Annotated in this window: 24 protein-coding genes and 1 tRNA gene; 16 read left to right on the top strand and 9 right to left on the bottom strand. The window is 63.7% G+C overall.

Translation table 11 applies throughout. The features are described from left to right. Positions 1-18: 18 nt before the first annotated feature. From ACVJNE_RS06270 to ACVJNE_RS06240, 7 genes are all read left to right on the top strand, one after another. Entirely contained in the window at positions 19-657 is a 639-nt protein-coding gene (locus tag ACVJNE_RS06270) for a TetR family transcriptional regulator (protein WP_499563909.1), read from the top strand. A 99-nt stretch (positions 658-756) separates the two neighbouring features. Next, positions 757-1200, top strand: coding sequence for an ATP-binding cassette domain-containing protein (locus ACVJNE_RS06265; RefSeq protein ID WP_499563907.1), 444 nt, complete (start codon positions 757-759; stop codon positions 1198-1200). Continuing rightward, a complete protein-coding gene (locus tag ACVJNE_RS06260) occupies positions 1170-2018 on the top strand; it encodes a metallophosphoesterase (RefSeq protein WP_499563905.1) in 849 nt (282 codons plus the stop codon). The genes ACVJNE_RS06265 and ACVJNE_RS06260 overlap by 31 nt, the downstream gene beginning before the upstream one ends. A gap of 28 nt (positions 2019-2046) precedes the next feature. Further along, positions 2047-3333, top strand: a complete 1287-nt coding sequence (locus ACVJNE_RS06255) for an ABC transporter substrate-binding protein (RefSeq protein ID WP_499563903.1) — start codon at positions 2047-2049, stop codon at positions 3331-3333. Between the two features lie 59 nt (positions 3334-3392). Beyond that, positions 3393-4328, top strand: coding sequence for a carbohydrate ABC transporter permease (locus tag ACVJNE_RS06250; RefSeq protein WP_499563901.1), 936 nt, complete (start codon positions 3393-3395; stop codon positions 4326-4328). Continuing rightward, positions 4318-5136 carry a carbohydrate ABC transporter permease gene (locus ACVJNE_RS06245; protein WP_499563899.1) on the top strand — a complete coding sequence of 273 codons (819 nt, stop codon included), beginning with the start codon at positions 4318-4320 and terminating at the stop codon, positions 5134-5136. Before ACVJNE_RS06250 ends, ACVJNE_RS06245 begins: the two co-directional genes overlap by 11 nt. Further along, positions 5136-5891, top strand: a complete 756-nt coding sequence (locus ACVJNE_RS06240; RefSeq protein WP_499563897.1) for a tyrosine-protein phosphatase — start codon at positions 5136-5138, stop codon at positions 5889-5891. Before ACVJNE_RS06245 ends, ACVJNE_RS06240 begins: the two co-directional genes overlap by 1 nt. A gap of 326 nt (positions 5892-6217) precedes the next feature. Here ACVJNE_RS06240 and ACVJNE_RS06235 read toward each other — a convergent pair. Beyond that, a tRNA-Ala gene (locus tag ACVJNE_RS06235) sits at positions 6218-6293 on the bottom strand. 194 nt (positions 6294-6487) lie between these two features. On the opposite strand from ACVJNE_RS06235, the gene ACVJNE_RS06230 reads away from it, so the two are divergent. From ACVJNE_RS06230 to ACVJNE_RS06220, 3 genes are all read left to right on the top strand, one after another. Continuing rightward, complete coding sequence (locus ACVJNE_RS06230; protein WP_368801233.1) at positions 6488-6784, top strand: YggT family protein; 297 nt, start codon at positions 6488-6490, stop codon at positions 6782-6784. Positions 6785-6789: 5 nt separating this feature from the next. Then, positions 6790-7110, top strand: coding sequence for a DUF167 family protein (locus tag ACVJNE_RS06225; protein WP_444726452.1), 321 nt, complete (start codon positions 6790-6792; stop codon positions 7108-7110). A gap of 64 nt (positions 7111-7174) precedes the next feature. Beyond that, positions 7175-7774, top strand: coding sequence for a hypothetical protein (locus tag ACVJNE_RS06220; protein ID WP_499563894.1), 600 nt, complete (start codon positions 7175-7177; stop codon positions 7772-7774). Between the two features lie 30 nt (positions 7775-7804). Here the strand turns inward: ACVJNE_RS06220 and ppa are convergent, their stop codons facing one another. The 5 genes from ppa to ACVJNE_RS06195 form a co-directional block, all read right to left on the bottom strand. Beyond that, positions 7805-8332 (bottom strand): inorganic diphosphatase, encoded by a 528-nt coding sequence (gene ppa / locus ACVJNE_RS06215; protein WP_173188951.1) that lies wholly within the window; start codon positions 8330-8332, stop codon positions 7805-7807. A 136-nt stretch (positions 8333-8468) separates the two neighbouring features. Beyond that, complete coding sequence (locus ACVJNE_RS06210) at positions 8469-8975, bottom strand: GNAT family N-acetyltransferase (RefSeq protein ID WP_499563892.1); 507 nt, start codon at positions 8973-8975, stop codon at positions 8469-8471. Positions 8976-9067: 92 nt separating this feature from the next. Then, a complete protein-coding gene (locus tag ACVJNE_RS06205; protein ID WP_499563890.1) occupies positions 9068-9703 on the bottom strand; it encodes a TPM domain-containing protein in 636 nt (211 codons plus the stop codon). A 10-nt stretch (positions 9704-9713) separates the two neighbouring features. Further along, a complete protein-coding gene (locus ACVJNE_RS06200; protein ID WP_499563888.1) occupies positions 9714-10559 on the bottom strand; it encodes a TPM domain-containing protein in 846 nt (281 codons plus the stop codon). Positions 10560-10578: 19 nt separating this feature from the next. Continuing rightward, positions 10579-11208 carry a LemA family protein gene (locus ACVJNE_RS06195; RefSeq protein WP_499563886.1) on the bottom strand — a complete coding sequence of 210 codons (630 nt, stop codon included), beginning with the start codon at positions 11206-11208 and terminating at the stop codon, positions 10579-10581. A gap of 139 nt (positions 11209-11347) precedes the next feature. On the opposite strand from ACVJNE_RS06195, the gene ACVJNE_RS06190 reads away from it, so the two are divergent. The 4 genes from ACVJNE_RS06190 to ACVJNE_RS06175 are packed head-to-tail and all read left to right on the top strand — an operon-like array spanning position 11348 to position 13911. After that, positions 11348-11578, top strand: a complete 231-nt coding sequence (locus tag ACVJNE_RS06190; protein WP_499563884.1) for a hypothetical protein — start codon at positions 11348-11350, stop codon at positions 11576-11578. A gap of 4 nt (positions 11579-11582) precedes the next feature. Beyond that, complete coding sequence (gene pdxY, locus ACVJNE_RS06185) at positions 11583-12467, top strand: pyridoxal kinase PdxY (RefSeq protein WP_499563882.1); 885 nt, start codon at positions 11583-11585, stop codon at positions 12465-12467. After that, on the top strand, positions 12464-13222 hold the full coding sequence (locus ACVJNE_RS06180) for a DUF429 domain-containing protein (protein WP_499563880.1): 759 nt from the start codon (positions 12464-12466) through the stop codon (positions 13220-13222). Before pdxY ends, ACVJNE_RS06180 begins: the two co-directional genes overlap by 4 nt. A 44-nt stretch (positions 13223-13266) precedes the next feature. Further along, positions 13267-13911: a carbonic anhydrase gene (locus ACVJNE_RS06175; RefSeq protein WP_173188965.1), complete on the top strand. Its 645-nt coding sequence runs from the start codon at positions 13267-13269 to the stop codon at positions 13909-13911. Positions 13912-13915: 4 nt separating this feature from the next. On the opposite strand, the gene ACVJNE_RS06170 is transcribed toward ACVJNE_RS06175, so the two are convergent. Both ACVJNE_RS06170 and ACVJNE_RS06165 read right to left on the bottom strand, forming a co-directional pair. Then, positions 13916-15184, bottom strand: a complete 1269-nt coding sequence (locus ACVJNE_RS06170) for a multidrug effflux MFS transporter (protein WP_499563878.1) — start codon at positions 15182-15184, stop codon at positions 13916-13918. Further along, positions 15181-15654 (bottom strand): MarR family winged helix-turn-helix transcriptional regulator, encoded by a 474-nt coding sequence (locus tag ACVJNE_RS06165; protein WP_368801224.1) that lies wholly within the window; start codon positions 15652-15654, stop codon positions 15181-15183. Before ACVJNE_RS06165 ends, ACVJNE_RS06170 begins: the two co-directional genes overlap by 4 nt. 151 nt (positions 15655-15805) lie before the next feature. Here ACVJNE_RS06165 and ACVJNE_RS06160 point away from each other — a divergent pair, with 151 nt between their 5' ends. After that, positions 15806-17860, top strand: coding sequence for a M3 family metallopeptidase (locus ACVJNE_RS06160; RefSeq protein ID WP_499563876.1), 2055 nt, complete (start codon positions 15806-15808; stop codon positions 17858-17860). A 337-nt stretch (positions 17861-18197) separates the two neighbouring features. On the opposite strand, the gene ACVJNE_RS06155 is transcribed toward ACVJNE_RS06160, so the two are convergent. Beyond that, the gene (locus ACVJNE_RS06155; protein WP_499563874.1) at positions 18198-18590 is read right to left on the bottom strand and encodes a VOC family protein; all 393 of its coding nucleotides are present in this window, start codon (positions 18588-18590) and stop codon (positions 18198-18200) included. A 282-nt stretch (positions 18591-18872) separates the two neighbouring features. Here ACVJNE_RS06155 and ACVJNE_RS06150 point away from each other — a divergent pair, with 282 nt between their 5' ends. Then, on the top strand, positions 18873-20444 hold the full coding sequence (locus tag ACVJNE_RS06150) for an alkaline phosphatase D family protein (RefSeq protein ID WP_499564176.1): 1572 nt from the start codon (positions 18873-18875) through the stop codon (positions 20442-20444). The last annotated feature ends 12 nt before the right edge of the window (positions 20445-20456 follow it).

Genomic DNA, 20456 nt, shown 5'->3' with positions numbered 1-20456 from the left:
TACGTGGGATACGCCCAATTGAATGCTACAGCTACCAAGCTTGTCGAAGCCTGCGAACGTCTGCTCTGCGAGGTCGGCAGCGTCGAGGAACTGACGGCGCGACGCGTGGCGCTCGCCGCCGGAACAACGCCGTCCTCGGTGAACTACCATTTCGGGTCACAGGAACAGCTTATCATCGCGACCGGCAAACGCGTCTACAAGCGGCTCAATGCGGAACGCCTGTCGTTGCTCAACGCCGCTGTCCAAAAAGCATTCCCGGCCCCGCCGGTGCTGGAGGACATCATCGCGGCGCTGATCGGCCCATCGGTTCGGTGGAGCCTCGATCCGCAATCGAAATACAGGGTGCTGTCGCATTTGACCTCGATGTCCCAGCGTAGCAGTTCGCCCGAACTCTACCGTTCGATCGCTGAAGGCATCGAACACCACAATGTCTTCATCCCCTATTTCCGCCTGCTGGCACCGTGGCTCAGCGAGGCCGATATCGGTTGGCGCATAAGTTGCGCGCTCGGCATCCGCTCGCAGGTTACCCGCAACCGGCCGCGAAATGAGGTGCTGACCCGCCACACTATCGACTTTTCAGATGCCGAACAGGTCATAGCGCGCATTGTCGAGGTCGTCGCGCCAATGTTCCGCAGGCCCGAGATCGCAGGCCGGTAGATTCTTTCCACAGGTTCGAACGCCGTTCGAGAAGCGTCACGCGGGCGATACGCCCCCCCGATATTCACAATCCATCGCCGCCCTAAACGAGGCCCCGGCATGGCATCGATTGACATACGTTCCGTCCACAAGCTCTACGGCAAGACGCCCGCGATGCGTGGCGCGAACCTTGAAGTGGCAGACGGCGACTCCTGTGTCGTTCAGGGGCGGCCCGGTTGCGGCAAGTCGACTGTCCTGCGGATGATCCCCGGGCTGGAGGACATCATCTCGGGCGATATCTCGATCGACGGCCGCGTCGCTGCCGCGATCGGCCTGAAAAGGCTGCTCGTCCGCTCTCCCTTGCTGCTTTCCCGCGGGCAGTGGCAGCGCGTTGCGATGGGTCGTGCCATCATGCGCTCGCCGGGCATCGTCCTGTTAGACGAGCCGCTATCGGACCTCGACGCCGAGCTGCCCATCCACGTCGAGCCCCGCAGGCTCAGCATCGAATTCACCGAAACCTCCGGAGCAGATCCATGGCGCGAGAAGTCACTTTCGTACACCTGACCGATTTGCACATCGGCGACCCCACCGCCGATGATCATCTGTTCAGCGACACACGCGAAACGTTGCGGCTGGTGATGGCGCTAGTCGCCACGATAGAGCCGAAACCGAGCTTTATCGTGGCCAGCGGCGATCTTTCCAATCGCGGCGACACAGAAAGCTACGCCGCGCTAACAGAACTTATGCAGGCGACCGACCTGCCCATCGTCTACGCGCTGGGCAATCACGACACGCGTGTGGGCTTCTACGCTGGCATGGGCATCGATTCAGCCTACGGCGATACACCCTATTTCCACGACCGCGTCATCGACGACGTCCACATCGTCACGCTCGATTCGAGCACGCCGGGTTTTATCGGCGGCAGCATCGAGGACGAGCAGTTCGAATGGCTCGAGCGCGTCCTCGACACGCATCCGGACCTGCCTAAACTGATCGTCTGTCACCATCCTCCAGCGCTCGGCGAAGGCCCTGACGACACTCACTGGCGGCACGTTGCCTTCGAACACTCTGTGCGCCTCGCGGAAACGCTCAAGGGCCGCAACATAGTCGGCATCCTCAGCGGCCATATTCATCACGACCGCGTCTCGGTTTGGCACGGCATCCCCGTCGTCGTCGGTATCGGCCAGCATGCGGCCACCGACATTTTGCGAGGTGACGTGTTGCGCATGGTGCGCGGCGCGTCTTTCGCGATCGGTACGATCCGCAAGAGCGGGCTTTCGGTCGCATTCGTGCCGATGCCGTCGGACCGCGCCGAACTCAATGTCTACCCGCTCGAACTGCTGCGGCAGCGCGCCGCGCCAGTGCCGACCGCGGCCAAATAAAACTCCCACCCGTTGAAAGGACGTTCCTATGCTGCGCAGACATTTCCTAGCTTTGGCCCTGTCGACCGGCTTGGCCGGTGCGGCCAATGCCCAGATGGCCGACAAAGTCACCGAGCCGGTGACGCTCTCGTTCTACAACTACAATCTGGCCAGCGCCGGTATCGGCCGCGACGCGACACTGGAGCTGATCGCGCAGTTTGAGAAGGCCAATCCGTTGGTCAAGGTTGAGCCGATCGCCGCGCCGTCCAACGAGGTGCTGTCGCGTGTGCAGGCCGACATGGTGGCCGGCGTTGACGTCGACGTGGCGCAGCTTGTGTTCCGCGACCTGATCTACGCCGCCGACGAGTTGGGCGCCGTGGCACTCGAGGATCTGGCGGGCGAGGAATTGGCCAAACACGCCGAGGGCTTTGTGCCGCAGGGGCTGGCGCTTGGCGAGGTCGACGGCAAGACCTACGGCCTTGCCTACGTGTTCTCGACCCCGGTCATGTTCATCAACCGCGATCTATTCCGCGCGGCAGGGCTTGATCCCGACCAGCCGCCGCGCACTTGGGAAGATGTGAAAACCGCCGGCATGGCGATCAACCGGAAGACCGGCAAACACGGCTTCTTCCCCGGTGCTTACGGCCCGGCCGACGGAACCTTTGTCTATCAGTCGATTGTTATGTCCAACGGTGGCAAGGTGCGCGACGGCAACAAACTGACCTTCGCCGACGAGGACCAGGCCGACGCTGTCGCAATGCTGCGTGACCTGATGGACAGTGGCGCCCATGCGCGTATCGACGTCGGCGCGCATCTCGAAACGTTCCAATCCGGCAATCTCGGCATGTTCTTGTTCACCTCGGCGGTGCTGAATCGCCTGGAGCAGGCTTCGAAGGGCAATTTCGAACTCGGGCTCGCGCCGATGCCGGCCTTTGGTGAAAAACCGACGGCGCCAACCAATTCGGGCTCGGCCGTGTTCATGTTCTCGCAGGATCCGATCAAGCAGCGCGCCGCTTGGGAATTTATGAAATTCCTGACATCGGACGAGGCCTACACGATCATCACCTCCAGGATCGGCTATCTGCCCCTGCGCCCGGCAATCGTCGACGACGAGCGCTACCTGAAAGATTGGCTCGCCGCCAACCCGAAATACCAGGCCAATCTGGAGCAGCTCGAGCGCCTGACACCGAATGTCGCCTTCCGCGGTCCGAACTACCGACAAGTCGAAAACATGATGAAGGATGCGATGACAGAGGCCGTGTTCGGCGAAGGCGATCCACACGAGGTCCTGCGAACCGCGCAGGAGCTTGCGCAACCGCTGATGCCGCAGGACTGATCGCATCCACGTTCAACAGCACCGGAACATATGTCCCGGTGCCAACCTTCGCGGCCGAAATGACCAACATAGCCCTTTCCAATGCTGCCTGGCAAAAGCGGCGCATGCCGCGCCTGCGGCTGAGTGCAGTCGAGCCGTGGTTCTACTTGGCGCCGGCGCTGGCCGTTCTGGTCGTGTGGACCTATCTGCCGCTGCTACAGGCCTTCGAACTGTCGTTCTACCAGTGGAATATGCTGCCGCGCTCGCAGCCGCGTTTTGTCGGGTTCGACAACTACGCTAACCTGCTCACGCTGCCCGACATGCGGCAGGCGGTAATCAACACGATCCTTTACACACTCGGTCTTCTGCCGCTGTCTGTAGGCGTGCCGCTGGCAGTCGCACTGCTGACGGCGCGGCTGAGCGGGCCACTGCGCAATCTCTATCGCTCGCTGATCTTCGTCCCGATGATCGTGGCGCCGATCGTCGCAGCCATCATCTGGAGGTGGTTGCTCAACGAGGACCACGGTCTTGTCAACACATGGCTGCAGGCGATTGGCTTCGACGCGATCGGCTTCCTACGCAATCCCGACGTTGCGCTATGGACGCTGGTGTGGATCACCGGCTGGAAGCTGATCGGCTTCTCAACGCTGCTCTTCGCCGCCGCTGACAGCGCGATCAACCCGAGCTACATCGAGGCTGCGCAGATGGACGGTGCCAAGTCATGGCAGATCGTGCGCGACATCAGATTGCCGCTGCTGTCGCCGACAATCCTGCTGCTCTCCATGATGACGATCCTGTTCGGCGCGCAGTGGAGCTTCGTCTACATTAACGCACTGACGGGCGGAGGGCCGCTGCGATCGACGACGAACGTCTATTTCCTGATGTGGGAATATGGCTTCAAGACCATGGCGGCCGGCTGGAGCACGGCGGCCGGCGTGCTTGTCTTCCTCGTCTTCGGCCTCATTGCCTTGGGCTGCCTTGCGCTGATGAAGAGGCTCGCCGTCTATGACGAATGATGCACGCCTGGCCCGCTACAGCGCGCATACGGTGATGATCGTCTTGATGCTGTTGGCGATCTTCCCGGTCTTCTGGATGGTTCAGACCTCGTTCCGGCCGTCGAACGAAGTTTTTTCGTCGGGCCTGTGGCCGTCAGCGCCGACGTTACAGAACTACCGCGATGTGATGGCCGCGATGCCGATCTTCGGCATCCTGTTGAACACGTTCCTGATGGCCGCTGCGACGACGCTGGCGCAGGTCGCGACTGGCGTGCTCGCCGCCTGGGCGATCGTGCGATGGCGCTTCCCCGGCGGCCGGCTCGCCTATTCGCTGATCGCGCTGTCGTGGCTGGTGCCGTTCCAGGTCGTGATGATCCCCAACTATGTGCTGGCGACGCGGCTCGGACTGCTCGACAGCCTGACCGGACTGGTCGTGCCCAACGCGGCCGCCGCCTTCGCCGTGCTCGTTCTATACAATGCCATGCGCGGCTTTCCGCGCGAAATCGTCGAAGCAGCCCGCATTGACGGCGCAGGCAGCCTGCGCTCCCTGATCGAGGTCGTTCTTCCGAACCTCAAGGCGCCGCTCGCCTCGATCTCCATTCTCTGCTTCATTTCGGCGTGGAACGACTATTTCTGGCCGCTGCTGCTGATCCGGCGCATTGAGCGTTCCGTTGTGCAGATCGGCTTGCAGTTCTTCATGACGCAAGAGGGTAACGACTGGGGCTTGCTGATGGCCGCCGCGACGCTTGCCTCCCTGCCCATCCTGCTGCTCTACCTAGTCCTACAGCGCCAGGTAGTCGACTCCTTCATGAAATCCGGTATCCGCTGATGCCAGATGAAATGTTCACAGGGAACGAACGCCACATCCGTCTCGACGGCGCCTTCAACGTGCGAGACCTTGGTGGTTATCCGACCGCCCGCGGCGGCACTACGCGCTGGCGATCCTTCCTTCGCGCCGACGCGCTGCATGAGTTGACGGAACGAGACGTCAGCACCCTACTTTCGATTGGCCTTCGCACCGTGATCGACCTGCGTAGCGACACCGAGCTTGCGCATCAGCCGAGCGTATTTGCGCGGCACGAACGCGTCCGCTATCATCACATACCGCTGTTCGACGGGCTGGCGCCGGCAGATTTCATGCTAAAACAGGCGGAAACGATCGATCTCTCGCATCGCTATATTGAGGCTGTCGACACGTGCCGTCCCGCACTCTTGCGAGTCGCCAACACCATTGCAGAAAGCGACGACGGACTTGTCCTTTTCAATTGCACGGCGGGAAAGGACCGTACCGGTATCGTGGCCGCGATGCTGCTTGCCCTGGCGGGCGTGGCGCATGAAGACATTGCCGCCGACTACGCACTGACGGGCGAACTTGCGGGTCCCTTCATCGACCGCCTCACCGCAAGGGCGCTGGCGCGTGGTCTCGAACCGGCGATTGCCGCAAAGCTGCTGTCGAGCGAAAGGTCGGCGATGCTTTCCTTCATGTGCCACATAGAACAGCAGCATGCAGGATTCCATAATTACCTGGGCACCGCGCTATCCGCGCGAATTTCAGCGATCGAGGACCGGATACTTCGATCCTGATCTTCCGAACTCGTCTCCAGTCAACGGATTGCGGCAATCGATGCAGTTTACCCTAGCTTGCGTCCGAAGGCTCTGATCGTAGTCACGAAGGCGTCGAGCAACTCGGTGGCTTCCTCGGCCACGGTCAATGCGATCTCGTCATACTCGACGTCCATCTGCCTTACCTCCACGCGTCTGGCGCCGTCGCTGCGACCGCGTGCCCACAGATTTGAGGCCAGTTGCCGACGAAGTACTACCTACTCTCCATCAATCTTGACCCGTTCAGCCGCGCTCGATGCCGGGCTTCCTTCAGATCGGCGGCGCGTAGGGACTTAGTTGGAAGCCGTTGGTGGAGCCGAGGGGGATCGAACCCCTGACCTCGTCATTGCGAACGACGCGCTCTCCCAGCTGAGCTACGGCCCCGTCCAGCGGATGGGCGGCATTTACGAGCGAGGGCGCTATCGTGTCAAGCGCCAGGTGGCCGGCCCTGCCACCCGCATCGGATCTGCGCGCGATCCGTAACGGGCGTTTACCGTGCGGGGGCCGTGCGGCAGCTCGGCACTTGCCGGTTGTGCCCGCAATGGCTACATGTCGCGGGCGTTCGAAGGGAGACCGGCATGCTCGCGCTTATCCAGACCATCGTGCTCGCGCTCGATCTTTACTGGTGGATCATCATCGCATCCGCGATCTTCTCGTGGCTCTATGCATTCAACGTCATCAATCCGCGCAACCAGTTCGTGGGCTCGATCGGCAATATGCTGTTCCGCCTCACCGAACCGGCACTGCGTCCGATCCGGCGCTTCATGCCCGATCTGGGCGGCATCGACATCTCGCCGATCATCCTGCTGCTCATTCTCTTCTTCATCCGCCAGCTCCTTCTGACGACGGTCGCGCCGATCCTGCTTTCCGCCTGATCGAGATGTCGGCGGGACCAGCTTTCCACCGCCGCCATGTGGGCGGCGTGGAGCTATTTGTCCGGCTGACACCGAAATCGGCGCGCGACGCCATCGAGGGTGTGGAGGCCGGCGCCGACGGCCGCGCATTCCTGAAGGTGCGGGTGCGGGCCTTGCCCGAGAAGGGCAAGGCCAATCAGGCGCTTGAAAGACTTCTCGCATCGGCGCTTGGCGTGCCTGCGAGCTCGGTCCGCGTCGTTGCCGGCGGGACCGCGCGCCTCAAGACCCTTCTCGTGGCAGGTGACCCGGAGCTTATCGAAGCGCAGCTTGCACTCTTCGATGGCTGAAGCGAGGCTGGGCGTGCGGCTGCCTTTAGGTTAGATTTGCCCGATCCAGACCAGGGAGCAGCCGATGCGTATCATCCTTTCAGCCCTTCTCCTGCTTGGCGGCACCGGTATCGCAGGCGCACAGGAGATCGTCAGCGCCTACACCAATCTGGAAGCCGATCACCACTGCTCCGTCTTTGCGGCGGCTGAGGAAGGCGACGGCGACTGGGTCGACATGGTCTGCTCCGGCTATCGCGGATATCCGATCGTCATCTATTACGCCGACGCACGCGAATCGATCTTCTACGGCTTTCCGCCGGACGGCGATCTCGCTCCGGCCTGGGAGAGTTTCGACGGCTTCAATTCGGCGGGACCCCGCATCGAATGGCGCATCGAGCGCGACGGCTCGCGCGAGACGCCTTTTGCGACTATCCATCGCTGGTTCGTCAGCGAGCCCGACGATGCGGATACAAAGACCGAGGTTCTGGTGGTGGAAAAGGTCGGCCAGATCCATGGCCGGGAAGGGTGCGCCGTTGGCTATGTGGTCGCCACGGGCAACCCCGACGCTAATGAGAAGGCGCGGCGCATAGCCGATACGCAGGCGCGCGATTTCGCCTGCGGGGACCAGCCGGTCATCGACGCCGGAAGCGTGCCGGTGCCGCCTTTCAGCCGCGCAGAGAATTGAGGCCGATCCCGCAGGCCGGCCTCGTTCGTATCAGGATTTCGCGCGCTCGATGGCCTCGACGATCATCTTGCGGGCTGCTGCCGCGCCGCGCCAGTCGCCGATCTTGACCCACTTGCCGGGCTCCAGATCCTTGTAGTGCTCGAAGAAATGTTCGATCTGCTTGAGCGTGATCTCGGGCATGTCGGTATGCTCGTGCACGTTCTCGTAGCGCCGAGTCAGGTGCGGCGAGGGCACGGCGATGATCTTCTCGTCCTTGCCGGCATTGTCTTCCATCACCAGCACGCCGATCGGGCGCACATTGATGACGCAGCCGGGGATGAGCTGGCGGGTGTTGCAGACCAGCACGTCGATCGGGTCGCCGTCTTCCGAGAGGGTATGCGGCACGAAGCCGTAGTTCCCCGGATAGGTCATCGGCGTGTAGAGGAAGCGATCCACGACGAGCGTGCCGGCGTTCTTGTCCATCTCGTACTTGATCGGCTGGCCGCCGACGGGCACCTCGACGATAACGTTGACGTCTTCCGGTGGGTTGCTGCCGATGGCGATGGCGTCGATGCGCATGGTCGTCCGTTCCTGATGCTGCGTTTGCCCCGGCCGCCACGATTATGAGCGTGTCGCCGCAGGCGTCAAATCCGTCGAGCCAGCGGATATACCGCGCAGCCCGATATTGCAATGCAGCAAGGAAGGGAGGGGCGCGTCAGTCCCAGACGAAGGCGACTTTGCGCAATGCCTTCTGGTCGAAAACCTCGACGCCTTCGGCGACGTCGCGGCCGCCCGCACCGGTATAGAAACCGATGGCGTTGGCGTTTTCCTCGAGCGCCCAGACTACCAGTCCTGAGAGGCCGTGGGTGGCAAGCTTCTCGCGTGCGGCGGCAAAAAGACGCCCGCCGAGGCCGATGCCCTGATATTCCGGCTTGAGGTAGAGCTCGTAGATTTCGCCCTGCTGTGGCAACTCGCGCGCGCGGTTGCGCCCAAGCGTTGCATAGCCGACGACCTCCCCGCCGATCTCGATCACCAGAACACTGGCGGCGCGGCGAATGGCGTTGGACCACCAGGAGGTGCCGCGCCGGTTGATCATCGTCGTCAGCGCCCGATAAGGGATGATGCCGGCATAAGCGCCCTGCCAGGCTTCATGATGCACGCCGGCGATCGCGTCTGCGTCGCGTGGTTCCGCCCGTCTGATGTCGATCGTCAGCGTATTCATGATTTGTTAAGCATAAACCGGGGGGCGGCATTGCGGCAAGAGTCAGGCCGCGTGAGCGACCATTTCTCGCAGGGTGTTGCCGAACTGCCCGTTCAGATTTCGACGACGTGGTCGTCGAGTTCGTTGGGATTGTTGGTGTCGCCGGGAAAATGCCCGGAAAGCAGGGCGCCGGCGCGGTCGACCGCATCGGCAAGGCCCTCGGCAAGGTGGTCGGCGGAAGCGGCCGCGACCAGCCGCTCGACGATCCCGTTCCACTCATCCTGCTGCACCTTGGCGTTGATGCCGGAATCGGCCACGACCTCGGCATATCGTTCCGCAAGCGAAACGAATATCAGGATGCCGGTGCGCTGCTCCGTGAGATGCACATTGTGTGCGAGGAACTGCTTGAGCGCGTTGTCATGCGCGCGCAGGTAGCGCAGGCGTCGCGGCACCAGCAGGATCCGCAATCCCGGCACGGCAAACAGCACCAAGCAGGCGACGGCGAGTGCCGCGAGCTGCGACAGGGCGAGCGTCAGGTGGGACAGGCCGAGCCAGCTCTGGTCCAGCCAGATGGCGACCGGCAGGCTGACGAGCACCACGCCCACCGCAAGCATGAAGGCGGCCGGATAAGCGTAGCTGTCGCTGGAGCGCGCCACCACGCAATAGATTTCGCCGCGCGTGCGTGCTTCGGCTTCGCGGATGCGGGCGGCCAGCGACTGATGCTGATCCGGGGTCAGCGGCTTTGTCATCTGCGTCTCCCTACCAGCTTCCCGATGCGCCGCCGCCACCGGACGAACCGCCACCGCCGGAGAAACCGCCCCCGCCTGAGGACGACGACCAGCCGCCGCCGGAAGATCGTCCGGAGGAGCTTCGCGATGACTGCGTGTAGTCGAACTCCATGCCCAGCCATTTGTAGCGCTTGGCGCCGATCTTGCGGCCGAAGACAGGAGCCAGAAAGGCGAACGCGAAGGCGCCGAAGAAGAGAACGCACCAGACGAGGATGAAGATAACGACAAACCACGGCATGCTGTCGTCCTGTGCCCGATTGCGCTCGGCGCGGGCCTCGAGTTCGGCTGCGTTGCCTTCGAGGACCATGATGATGTCGTCGACGGCGCGGGTGATGCCGCCGGAAAAGTCACCCGCCCGGAAGGCCGGCACCATCGTGTTTTCGATGATGAGCTTGGAATGCAGGTCGGTGAGCGTGCCCTCGAGCCCGTAGCCGACCTCGATGCGCATTCGCCGGTCGTCGCGAGCGACCAGCAGCAGAACGCCATTGTTCTCGCCGGCCTGGCCCAGGCCCCACTGACGGAAAAGCCGGTTGGCGTATGGCTCGATGGCCTCCCCGCCAAGCGATTCGATCGTGGCGACGACGATCTGGTCCGACGATTTCTGCTCGAAAGCCTCCAGCGTGGCGACCAGCGCGCTTTCGTCGGCCGGATCGATCATGCCCGCGTTGTCAACGACGCGGTCGGTGAGCGCAGGCAGCGACTGGGCGAGCACGGGCAGGCAGAAGAGCAGCGCGGCCAGGAGAAGCGCTGCGCCGCGCCAGCAATGCGATGACGCGGGGACTGGCGAAAGCCGGTGCCGTTGGGTCGGGACCTGCATGGTTATGTGCGTAGCCCGCCTAGCCGTCGTTGCCGAAGTTCACCTGCGGCACCTCCAACTTGTCCTCGGCGACTGTGAAGTTCTGGAAAGGCTCGTTGTCGGTGAACCAGATCTTGGCCCATATCATCGACGGCAGGGTCCTCAGGGACGTGTTGTAGACGCGTACCGCTTCGATGTAGTCGCGCCGCGCCACTGCGATGCGGTTCTCGGTTCCTTCAAGCTGGGCCTGGAGCGCCAGGAAGTTCTGGTTGGCCTTCAGGTCGGGATAGTTCTCGACCACGGCAAGCAGCCGCGACAGCGCTCCGGTGAGCTGGGACTGGCTCTGCTGAAACGCCTCGAATGCCGCGGGGTCTTGCAGTAACTCCGGCGAGATCTGCACCTGCGTTGCCTGGGCGCGAGCCTTCACCACCGCCTCCAGAACCTCGCGTTCGTGGGCTGCGTAGCCGCGCACGGTCTCGACCAGATTAGGGATAAGGTCGGCGCGCCGCTGGTACTGGTTGAGCACCTCGCTCCAGGCCGCCTTGGCGCGCTCCTCGTTGGTAGGAATGGTGTTGAAACCGCAGGCCGAAAGGAGCGGCAGCATCAGAGCCACAAACAGCGCCGACAGAGCGGGCCGCGGCAGAGAAAAGGGAATGGCGCGCAACGACATGATTCGATCCCCGGGGTTGTAGAGAGCGCGACCTTAGCGACATTCGCGCGCCGCGAAAATGCGCTATCGCAAATCCGCTTGTGCTTGTGCGCGGCGCTGCCAAGCGTCTAAGGTCCGCGCAGCCAGGAAAGGGCCGCGGATGGGCCGGGACGACGACAGGAAAGCGGAATCGCAGCGCATCATCGGGCGCGTCGGCACCGAGAGCGAGCCGACGATGGCCGGTCGCGTGAAGGACCACATGACCGGACGCGACGCCCAGGAAAAGGACTGGGCCGAATTGTGGGGTACGCGCATCGGCCGATGGTTCGGGCTCGCCTTGCTGCTCTATCTCGTCTGGTGGCTGATCGACTTCACGGCAAGTGGCGGCTGAGACAATGACAAGCGAGGGACCGGGCGGGCGCAGCGCCGTCATCGTCGTTTCCAGCCACGTCGCGCGCGGCGCGGTCGGCAACCGGGCGGCCGTCTTTGCCTTGCAGCAGCTCGGCTTCCCGGTGTGGGCAGTGCCGACCGTCGTTCTGCCCTGGCATCCGGGGCATGGTCGCGCGACAAGGATCATTCCGGACCCGGATCAATTCACAGCGCTGATGCGCGATCTCGAATCGTCGCCCTGGATCGGCGAAGTGGGCGCGGTCCTTTCCGGCTATCTCGGCGATGCGGGGCAGGCCCAGGCGGTCGCATCGCTCGTCGCGGCGGTCAAGGCGCGCAATCCGGATGCACTCTATCTCTGCGATCCGGTGATGGGCGATGCCGGCGGGCTCTACGTTGCGGAGGCGACGGCTGCCGCCATGCGTGACCTGCTGATGCCGCTTGCAGACATCGCCACGCCGAACCGCTTCGAGCTGGAATGGCTTGCCGGCGAGACGCTCGGCGACAACCGCGCCGTGGCGCAGGCCGCGCTGCGTATGGGGCCGTCGCGGATGCTGGTCACTTCGGCCCATGCGCTGATGGCCGGTTCTATCGGCAACCTGCTGGTGACGCCCCGCGAGGCGATACTTGCCGAGCACCGCTCCGTGCCCAGGCCGCCTAACGGTACCGGCGACCTCGCCGCTGCCCTGTTCCTGGCGCGGCTCATGGAAGGCCGCAGCGCGGAGAAGGCGCTGCAGATGACGGCGGCGGCGGTGTTCGAGGTGGTGGCGCGCGCGGTCAAGCGCCAGGCCGACGAACTGATGCTGGAAACCGACGCTCAAAGCCTTGTGCATCCGATGGCGATGGTGCAGATGCGCCGGCTGGTGCATCCCGGCGGCGAAAGGCGTGCATGAGAAGTTGTGCCGGCGTTGACGGCTGCAAAGCCGGCTGGGTCGCGGCGATCCGCCGGCCAGACAGTACGGTCGAGGCGGCGGTCTTCGGCGATTTCGCCACGCTCGTCGATTTCCTGCCGGCTGACGCGACGACTGCCGTAGATATGCCCATCGGGCTGCCGGAGACAACCGGGAAGGCTGGCAGGGGTCCGGAACCGCTGGTGCGGCGGCATCTCGGACAACGCCAGTCGAGTGTGTTCTCGATACCGTCGCGTGCGGCTGTCTACGCTGAGCCGGGTCCGTTCGATGGCATCGAGGCCTGGTATGCGGCGCACCGGCGAGCGAGCGCGGTCGCGCGTGAAACATCCGATCCGCCGCGGGGAGTGTCCATTCAGGCCTTTGGCATCTTCTCGAAGATCCGCGAACTGGACGGGTTGATGATAGATCGCCCGGGACTGCGGGCACGCGTCATCGAATCCCATCCCGAAGCCGCATTCTGGCGCCTCAACGGCGAACAGGCGATGAGCCTGCCGAAGAAGGTGAAGGGGCGCGTCAACGCGCCGGGCATGGCCGAGCGCAAGGCGCTGCTGGCACGGTGCGGCCTGCCGGAAGCGTTTGTCTCCGCCCCGCCACCGCGCGGTGCTGCGGAAGACGACTTTCTGGATGCCTGCGCGGTGCTTCTGGTCGCCGAGCGACATGCGCGTGGCGAGGCGGTGTCGTTTCCCGATCCGCCGCTTGAAGACGCCCATGGCATCCCCATCGCCATATGGACCTGAGCAAGGCGATTGCACGACCGGCGGTTTGAGGCTAGTGGCAAGGCATGGAACATCTGCCGCAAAGACTGCTCGAAGGCTACAGCGCCTTCATGCGTGGCCGCTACGCTGCCGAGCGCGACCGCTACCGTGAACTCGCCCGCGAAGGCCAGACGCCCGAAACGATGGTCATCGCCTGCTGCGATTCACGCGCCGCGCCCGAGACCATATTCGATACCGGACCGGGCGAACTCTTCGTCGTCCGCAACGTCGCCAATCTGGTGCCGCCCTACGCGCCGGACGGCAAGCATCACTCAACTTCCGCCGCACTGGAATTCGCGGTGCAGAGCCTGAAGGTCAAGCACATCGTCGTGCTTGGCCATGGGCGCTGCGGCGGCATCCAGGCAGCCCTGTCCCCCACGGCGGAGCCACTCTCGCCGGGCGATTTCATCGGCAAGTGGATGAACCTCGTCGCGCCGGCGGCGGAGACGGTGGCCGGCAATGCGATGATGACGGCATCGGAGCGTCAGACCGCACTCGAGCGTATCTCCATCCGCTATTCGATCGCCAACCTGCGCACCTTCCCCTGTGTCTCCATTCTCGAGCGCAAGGAACGGTTGAGCCTGCATGGCGCCTGGTTCGATATTTCGACCGGCGAATTGTGGACCATGAATCCCGAGAGCGGGGACTTCCAGCGACCCGAGGTCGACTGACCCGCTACTCGGCCGGAGGCGGCGGGGTCTCGGCCGTGCGGGCCAGAACGACGCTTGCCATCGCGGGTTCGGGCAGCGAGCGCCACCACGCCCAGCACAGGATCGCCAGGATTCCGAGGCCTGGCACCACGGTGGCGATCGCGATCACCGGATCGTCGAAGAGAGCCGCCAGCAGCCCGCCAACCAACCCGCCGCCCATCTGCAGGAAGCCGCCCAGCGCCGCGGCCGCGCCCGCGATGTGCGGGAAGGGTGCGAGCGATGCGGTGGACATCGCGGGCAGGATGAAGGCTGCGCCGAAGGCATAGAGCGCAACGGGTCCCATCACGATGATGAAAGACGGCTCCATCACCCGTAGCAGCACCGCCAGCGCGAGGCTGCCGGCCGCGATGAAGGCAAGCCCGGCCGGCATGATGCGATAGGCGCCGTAAACGCCCATCGCGCGCCGCACGACCAGCGAACCGGCGAAAAACGCACCGGATTGAAAGAGCATTCCGAGGCCGAACTGCGTCGGCGACAGGCCCACCCGGCCCATCAGGATAAAGGGCAGCACGACGGCGAGCGTGTAGAAGGCGCCAATCGCGCCGCCCAGTGCCAGACCCGACGACATGAAGTAGCCGCTGCGTAGAAGCTGGCCGTAGGAGCGGACCAGCGCGCGGGGCCGGATGCGCGAGATGTCGCGAACCACCGTTTCGACGAGCATGAAATGGATGACCAGCACGATGACGATGCCGAAAAGCAGCATCAGCGCGAAGATCGAATGCCAGCCGAAAAGTTCCATCGTTATGCCGCCCAGCGTTGGCGCGAAGGCCGGGCCGATGCCGAGGATCATGCCGATCAGGTTCATGATCCGGGCCGAGCGCTCGTTGGTGAAAAGGTCGCGCACGACGGCACGCGAGATGGCAACGCCGACCGCTGCGCCGATACCCTGCAGGAAGCGGGCAGCGATCAGGAATTCGATGGTCGGGGCAAAAAGGGCCAGCGCACTCGCGAGCAGATAGATGCCCATGAAGGCGAGCGCCACGGGCTTGCGCCCGAAGCCGTCGGAGAGCGGGCCGCAGACGAGCTGGGCAAGCGCGAAGCCGGCAAAATAAAGCGACAGCGTCATCTTCACCGCCGCTTCGGTGGTGCCGAAGGCGCGCACGATCTCGGTCATGGCCGGGGTGAACAAGGCCATCGATATGGGGCCGACGGCGACAAGCAGCGCGCCGAGCAGGCTGACCCGACGTTCGCTCATCAAGGGTGCGGCGACCGGGGGGGTCGGATGGACGTTCATGTACTGGAACTTCCTTTCCCGAAGTCCGGGCGCATGCCGGCCAGGGTCGTGCGCATCGTTTTCAACCCGTCGCGAATCTCTTCGAGCTGCTTAGGCGCAAGCGAGACGGAGATGTCCGTGCGCAGCTCAGCGCCAATCCTCGAAATCTCCTCAAGCACCGGCTGCGCCGCTTCCGTGACCTCGACGAGCTTGGCGCGGCGGTCGCTCGGGTCGGGCTCGCGGCGCACGAGACCATGGGCTTCCAGCCGGTCAAGATAGGCGGACAGCGTCATCGCCTCCACGCCCATGCGCTCGGCGAGCACGGTCTGCCTGACCCCGCCGGCGCGGGCGGCGTTGACGAGCGTGCGCGCGTCACCCGGTGTCAGGCCGAGGCCGCTATTGGCCGTTCGGCGGTCGAATTCGGCGCGCAGCAGGCGGGCGACATCAGTGATCAGGAAGCCGATCGCGTCTGGATCGAACCTTGCGGGCATTCGTAAGATATCCTTATTATCTCGGTTTCTTATCGGCGCGGCCCTTTGCCGTCAAGGATCGGGGCGGCGCTGCGTTGCGCTTGCGCTGCGCGGCACCTAAATCAGGCACGATGTTCCAGCGCCGTTCGCGCATTCTTCCCCGAGGTTCCGCATGTCCACCGAAGCAATCGATCTTGACCGCCATCCGCTGACGCATTGGACGGCGCCTCTCGGCCTGCCTGACTTCGCGGCGATCAGCGATGATCAGTTCGCTCCGGTCTTCGACGCGGCGCTGTCCGCACATGAGACCGAGATTTCAGCGATTGCCGGCAACGAGCAGGAGCCGAGCATTGCCAACACGCTGGAGGCGCTGGAGCTGGCGGGTGAGGCGCTCGGCAGGGTCTCGGCGATTTTCTGGGGTCGGGCTGGGGCGCATACCAACCCGCAGATACAGGCGCTCGAACGCGAGATCGCGCCGAAGATGTCGCGCCATTTCTCGGCGATCTACATGAACGAGGCGCTGTTCGCACGCATCGATTCGCTCTACGCGCGGCGTGACGCGCTGGGGCTCGACGCGGAGACTGCACGCGTGCTCGAGAAGACATGGAAGCGCTTCGTCAAGGCCGGTGCGAAGCTTGGAGCCGAAGACAAGAAGAGGCTGGCAGCGATCGGCGAGAGGCTCGCTTCGCTGGGTGCGCAGTTCGGCCAGAATGTGCTGGCCGACGAGGCCGAATGGGCGCTGTTCCTCGACGATGGCGACGATCTCGCCGGCCTGCCGGACTTCCTCAAGGATGCGATGGCTGAAGCTGCCGAATCGCGTGGTCAGGCAGGGCGCTTCGCGGTCACGCTTTCCCGCTCTATCATCGAGCCGTTCCTGACGTTCTCCGCACGGCGGGACCTGCGCGAAAAAGCGTTCGCGGCTTTCACTTCGCGCGGGGAGAACGGCGGCGAGACCGACAATGGCGCGATCGTGAAGGAGACGCTGGCGCTGCGTGCGGAGAAGGCGAAGCTGCTGGGTTATGCCAGCTATGCCGCGTTGAAGCTCGACGACACGATGGCGAAGACGCCCGAAGCGGTGATGGAGCTGCTGGTTCCGGTCTGGGAGAAGGCGCGCGAGAAGGCGGCTGCCGACAAGGCGAAGCTGGAGCGCATCGCGCTGGCCGCAGGCAGCAACGACAAGATCGCCGCAGCCGACTGGCGCTACTGGCAGGAGAAGCTGCGCGCGGAGAAATACGCCTTCGACGAGGCCGAGCTGAAACCCTACCTCCAGCTCGACCGGATCATCGATGCGTGCTTCGATGTGGCGAACCGGCTTTTCGGGCTGACCTTCGAGGAGAAGAAGGGCATCGCCGCCTGGCACGAGGACGTGCGCGTCTTCGAGGTGAAGAATGCCGACGGGTCGCATCGTGCGACATTCCTGGCCGACTATTTCAACCGGCCATCCAAGCGCTCCGGCGCCTGGATGAGCTCGCTGGAAAGCGGCTACAAGCTCGGCGATGGAGCGTCGCCGATCATCTACAACGTGATGAACTTCGCCAAGCCACCCAAGGGCCAGCCGGCGCTTCTGTCGATGGACGATGCGCGCACGCTGTTCCATGAGTTCGGCCACGCGCTGCACGGCATGCTGACCGACGTCACATGGCCGTCGGTGGCGGGTACCTCGGTGTCGCGCGATTTCGTGGAGCTTCCCTCGCAGCTCTACGAACACTGGCTGACAGTACCTGAAATCCTGGAAAAGCACGCGCTGCACTATCGCACCGGCGCGCCGATGCCCAAGGCACTGCTCGACAAGATGCTGGCTGCGCGCACCTTCAACGCGGGGTTCGCCACGGTGGAGTTCACAGCGAGCGCGCTGGTCGACATGGCCTATCACGCAGAGGCGGACGCACCGGAAAATCCCGCCGAGTTCGAGGCCGACACGCTTCGAAGGCTCGCCATGCCGGACGAGATCGTCATGCGCCATCGCACGCCGCATTTCCTGCACGTGTTCTCAGGCGACGGCTATTCCGCCGGCTATTATTCCTACATGTGGTCGGAGGTTCTCGACGCGGACGCGTTCTCGGCATTCGAGGAAACAGGCGACGTGTTCGATCCGGAGATGGCCGGCAAGCTGCGGACCTTCATTTATTCAGCAGGTGGCTCAAGGGACCCGGAAGAACTCTACACCGCATTCCGCGGCAAGATGCCATCGCCCGAGGCGATGATGGAGAAACGCGGGCTGATCTAGCCCGCTACTTCAGGCAGGGCGCGAGGCCGCTTGCCGGGTCCGCGCAGGCCGGCTTCCTGCCGTCGCGTGGGGCAACGGGGCCCGTTACGGATGCGAAATCAACGCCCTCGGTGCCGGGGCGGTAGGTGTCGTCGCGAAGGATATCTGTCGTATCCACCCGTGGGGCGGGCGCGGAAAGGGCAACCCCCATTCCGACCATAACGGGAATGACTGCTGCTGCGGCAAGTTTGAGAACCCAGGCGGGCGTCGTCATTGTGACCTCGTGTCGATCTTCGCCACGGTAACGCGCAAGCGTTAAGAATGTTTCAAGCTTTCGTTAACGCGGGCGCCGAGATCTTCAGTCGGATGCGTAGCAGACGGCCTGCAGCTTGTTGCCGTCGGGGTCGCGGACATAGGCGGCATAATAGTCCGGGCCGTAATGTGGTCGTGGTCCCGGTTTGCCTTCGCTTATGCCGCCGCATTTCAGCGCTTGCGCGTGAAACACATCAACCTGCGCCCGGGTGTCGGCGATGAAGGCGATATGCGTGCCGTTGCCCCAAGTGGCAGGTCGACCGTCCTCGGGTGCGTAGATGTAGACCGTCGGCATTTGCCCGTCGCGCTCATAGGCCAGCGGCTTCTCCGGTGGTTTCGGTAGCCTGACAAAGCCTATCGCCCCCAGCACGGCATCGTAGAAGGTTGCCGAACGTTGCTTGTCGTTCGTTCCTAGCGTGATGTGGCTGAGAATGGACAAGACACCCCCCTTTCCTGTGCGACCAGACGATGGACCGCTCCGTTATTAGCAAACAGCGGTTGGCCAGCGCGCGCAAGCCGGATGATGATCCATCCTGACACGACGGATACCGAGCGTGATGGCGCCGCCGCGCCTATGCTCTGCAGCGATGCAGCCAGTGTCGGCTGACAACTTTCCACAGTCACGGAACAGTCAGCAAAAATTCATGCAGCGGACAAATGCCTGCAACCTTGCTCGGGGAGGGTGCCGTGGTTTTCAGCCATCAGGATGACAGCCATGAACATGATCCCCTCCCTTAACCGGCGCAGGCTTTTGAAGAGCGCCGGGGCCACCGCCGTTCTGGCAGCTTCCGGTCTCGCGATGCCGGCGCTGTCCCGGGCGAGCAGCCGCCCGGTTTTCACGCACGGCGTGCAATCCGGCGATGTCGATACGAATTCCGGCATGATCTGGACCCGCACGGACCGCCCGTCGCGTGTCATGTTCGAGGTTTCGACGACGGAGAGCTTCGCCAACCCGACGCGGCTGGCGCCGCTCGACGCGCTGCCCGACAGCGATTTCGCCGTGAAGCGGCTGCTCGAGGGTCTGCCCTCCGACCAGGAGATATTCTACCGCATGGTCGCCGTCGATCTTTCGGATACGAACGCGATGTCGGAGCCTGTCATCGGTCGTTTCCGGACCGCGCCGGCGGCGCGTCGCAATGTCCGCTTTACCTGGTCGGGCGATACGGCGGGCCAAGGCTGGGGCATCGACGAGCAGGGCATGTACACCTATGCGACGATGGCGCGGCACGAACCCGACTTCTTCCTCCACTCTGGCGATACGATCTATGCCGACGGGCCGATGAAGGACGAAGTCGAGCTCGCGGACGGCACCAAATGGGTCAACAAGGTGCTTATCGACGAGAAGCGCAAGGTCGCCGAGACGCTCGATGAGTATCGGGGCCAATGGAAATACAATCTGATGGACGAACACTGCCGCGCGCTCAACGCCGTTTGCCCGACCTTCTTCCAGTGGGACGATCACGAGGTGACCAACAACTGGTCGAGCTCGAAGGACCTTTCCGGCGACGACCGCTACAGCGAGAAGTCGGTGGGGCTGCTCACCGCCCGCGCGGCGCGCGCCTTCCACGAGATGACGCCGATCCGCTTCATGCCGGCTGAGCCGGGGCGCGTCTATCGCAAGATCGCCTATGGTCCGCTGCTCGACGTCTTCTTCCTGGACCTGCGCTCCTATCGCGGCCCCAACGGCGCTTCGATGGAAGAGGAAATGACCGACGCGTCGCGTGTCCTCGGTGCAGAACAGATGCGGTGGCTGAAGCGTGAGCTGGCGAACTCACGCGCAACCTGGAAGGTGATCGCATCCGACATGCCGATCGGCGTGATCGTGTGGGACAATTTCATGGAAAGCACCGGTGCGGAGGCGGTCGCCAATGGCGATCATGGCCCGGCCAAGGGGCGGGAGCTGGAGATCGCCGACCTGCTGCGCTTCATCAAGAATGCCGGTATCGACAATACGGTGTGGATGACCGCTGACGTTCACTACACGGCGGCGCACTATTACGATCCGAACAAGGCGCAGTTCCAGGACTTCAATCCGTTCTGGGAGTTCGTTTCAGGCCCCATCCATGCCGGCACCTTCGGCCCGAACGATCTCGACATGACGTTCGGACCCGAGGTGAAATACGTGAAGGCCCCTACGGCAGAACAGGGCGCCAACCTGCCGCCATCGGCCGGGCTGCAGTTCTTCGGTATCGCCGACATCGACGGGCAGAGCGAGCAGATGACGGTTCGGCTGATGGATCGCGACGACAACGAACTCTACAGTGTGACGCTCGATCCCGTGCATTCGACCTGATTTCTAGGGCCT

Source organism: Mesorhizobium sp. DxT (assembly GCF_058448885.1).
The sequence above is the reverse complement of the archived record's forward strand: the minus strand, read 5'-3'. Positions and strand labels throughout refer to the sequence as shown.

Excerpts from the sequence above, each read along its gene's own strand:
- ACVJNE_RS06205 (WP_499563890.1), bottom strand. The coding sequence starts at position 9,703 with ATGACAAAGCCGCTGACCCCGGATCAGCATCAGTCGCTGGCCGCCCGC.
- ACVJNE_RS06165 (WP_368801224.1), bottom strand. The coding sequence starts at position 15,654 with ATGCCCGCAAGGTTCGATCCAGACGCGATCGGCTTCCTGATCACTGAT.
- pdxY (WP_499563882.1), top strand. The coding sequence starts at position 11,583 with ATGACAAGCGAGGGACCGGGCGGGCGCAGCGCCGTCATCGTCGTTTCC.
- ACVJNE_RS06240 (WP_499563897.1), top strand. The coding sequence starts at position 5,136 with ATGCCAGATGAAATGTTCACAGGGAACGAACGCCACATCCGTCTCGAC.
- ACVJNE_RS06265 (WP_499563907.1), top strand. The coding sequence starts at position 757 with ATGGCATCGATTGACATACGTTCCGTCCACAAGCTCTACGGCAAGACG.
- ACVJNE_RS06230 (WP_368801233.1), top strand. The coding sequence starts at position 6,488 with ATGCTCGCGCTTATCCAGACCATCGTGCTCGCGCTCGATCTTTACTGG.
- ACVJNE_RS06225 (WP_444726452.1), top strand. The coding sequence starts at position 6,790 with ATGTCGGCGGGACCAGCTTTCCACCGCCGCCATGTGGGCGGCGTGGAG.
- ACVJNE_RS06170 (WP_499563878.1), bottom strand. The coding sequence starts at position 15,184 with ATGAACGTCCATCCGACCCCCCCGGTCGCCGCACCCTTGATGAGCGAA.
- ACVJNE_RS06175 (WP_173188965.1), top strand. The coding sequence starts at position 13,267 with ATGGAACATCTGCCGCAAAGACTGCTCGAAGGCTACAGCGCCTTCATG.
- ACVJNE_RS06210 (WP_499563892.1), bottom strand. The coding sequence starts at position 8,975 with ATGAATACGCTGACGATCGACATCAGACGGGCGGAACCACGCGACGCA.
- ACVJNE_RS06220 (WP_499563894.1), top strand. The coding sequence starts at position 7,175 with ATGCGTATCATCCTTTCAGCCCTTCTCCTGCTTGGCGGCACCGGTATC.
- ACVJNE_RS06260 (WP_499563905.1), top strand. The coding sequence starts at position 1,170 with ATGGCGCGAGAAGTCACTTTCGTACACCTGACCGATTTGCACATCGGC.
- ACVJNE_RS06200 (WP_499563888.1), bottom strand. The coding sequence starts at position 10,559 with ATGCAGGTCCCGACCCAACGGCACCGGCTTTCGCCAGTCCCCGCGTCA.
- ACVJNE_RS06180 (WP_499563880.1), top strand. The coding sequence starts at position 12,464 with ATGAGAAGTTGTGCCGGCGTTGACGGCTGCAAAGCCGGCTGGGTCGCG.
- ACVJNE_RS06160 (WP_499563876.1), top strand. The coding sequence starts at position 15,806 with ATGTCCACCGAAGCAATCGATCTTGACCGCCATCCGCTGACGCATTGG.
- ACVJNE_RS06245 (WP_499563899.1), top strand. The coding sequence starts at position 4,318 with ATGACGAATGATGCACGCCTGGCCCGCTACAGCGCGCATACGGTGATG.
- ACVJNE_RS06190 (WP_499563884.1), top strand. The coding sequence starts at position 11,348 with ATGGGCCGGGACGACGACAGGAAAGCGGAATCGCAGCGCATCATCGGG.
- ACVJNE_RS06195 (WP_499563886.1), bottom strand. The coding sequence starts at position 11,208 with ATGTCGTTGCGCGCCATTCCCTTTTCTCTGCCGCGGCCCGCTCTGTCG.
- ppa (WP_173188951.1), bottom strand. The coding sequence starts at position 8,332 with ATGCGCATCGACGCCATCGCCATCGGCAGCAACCCACCGGAAGACGTC.
- ACVJNE_RS06250 (WP_499563901.1), top strand. The coding sequence starts at position 3,393 with ATGACCAACATAGCCCTTTCCAATGCTGCCTGGCAAAAGCGGCGCATG.
- ACVJNE_RS06150 (WP_499564176.1), top strand. The coding sequence starts at position 18,873 with ATGATCCCCTCCCTTAACCGGCGCAGGCTTTTGAAGAGCGCCGGGGCC.
- ACVJNE_RS06255 (WP_499563903.1), top strand. The coding sequence starts at position 2,047 with ATGCTGCGCAGACATTTCCTAGCTTTGGCCCTGTCGACCGGCTTGGCC.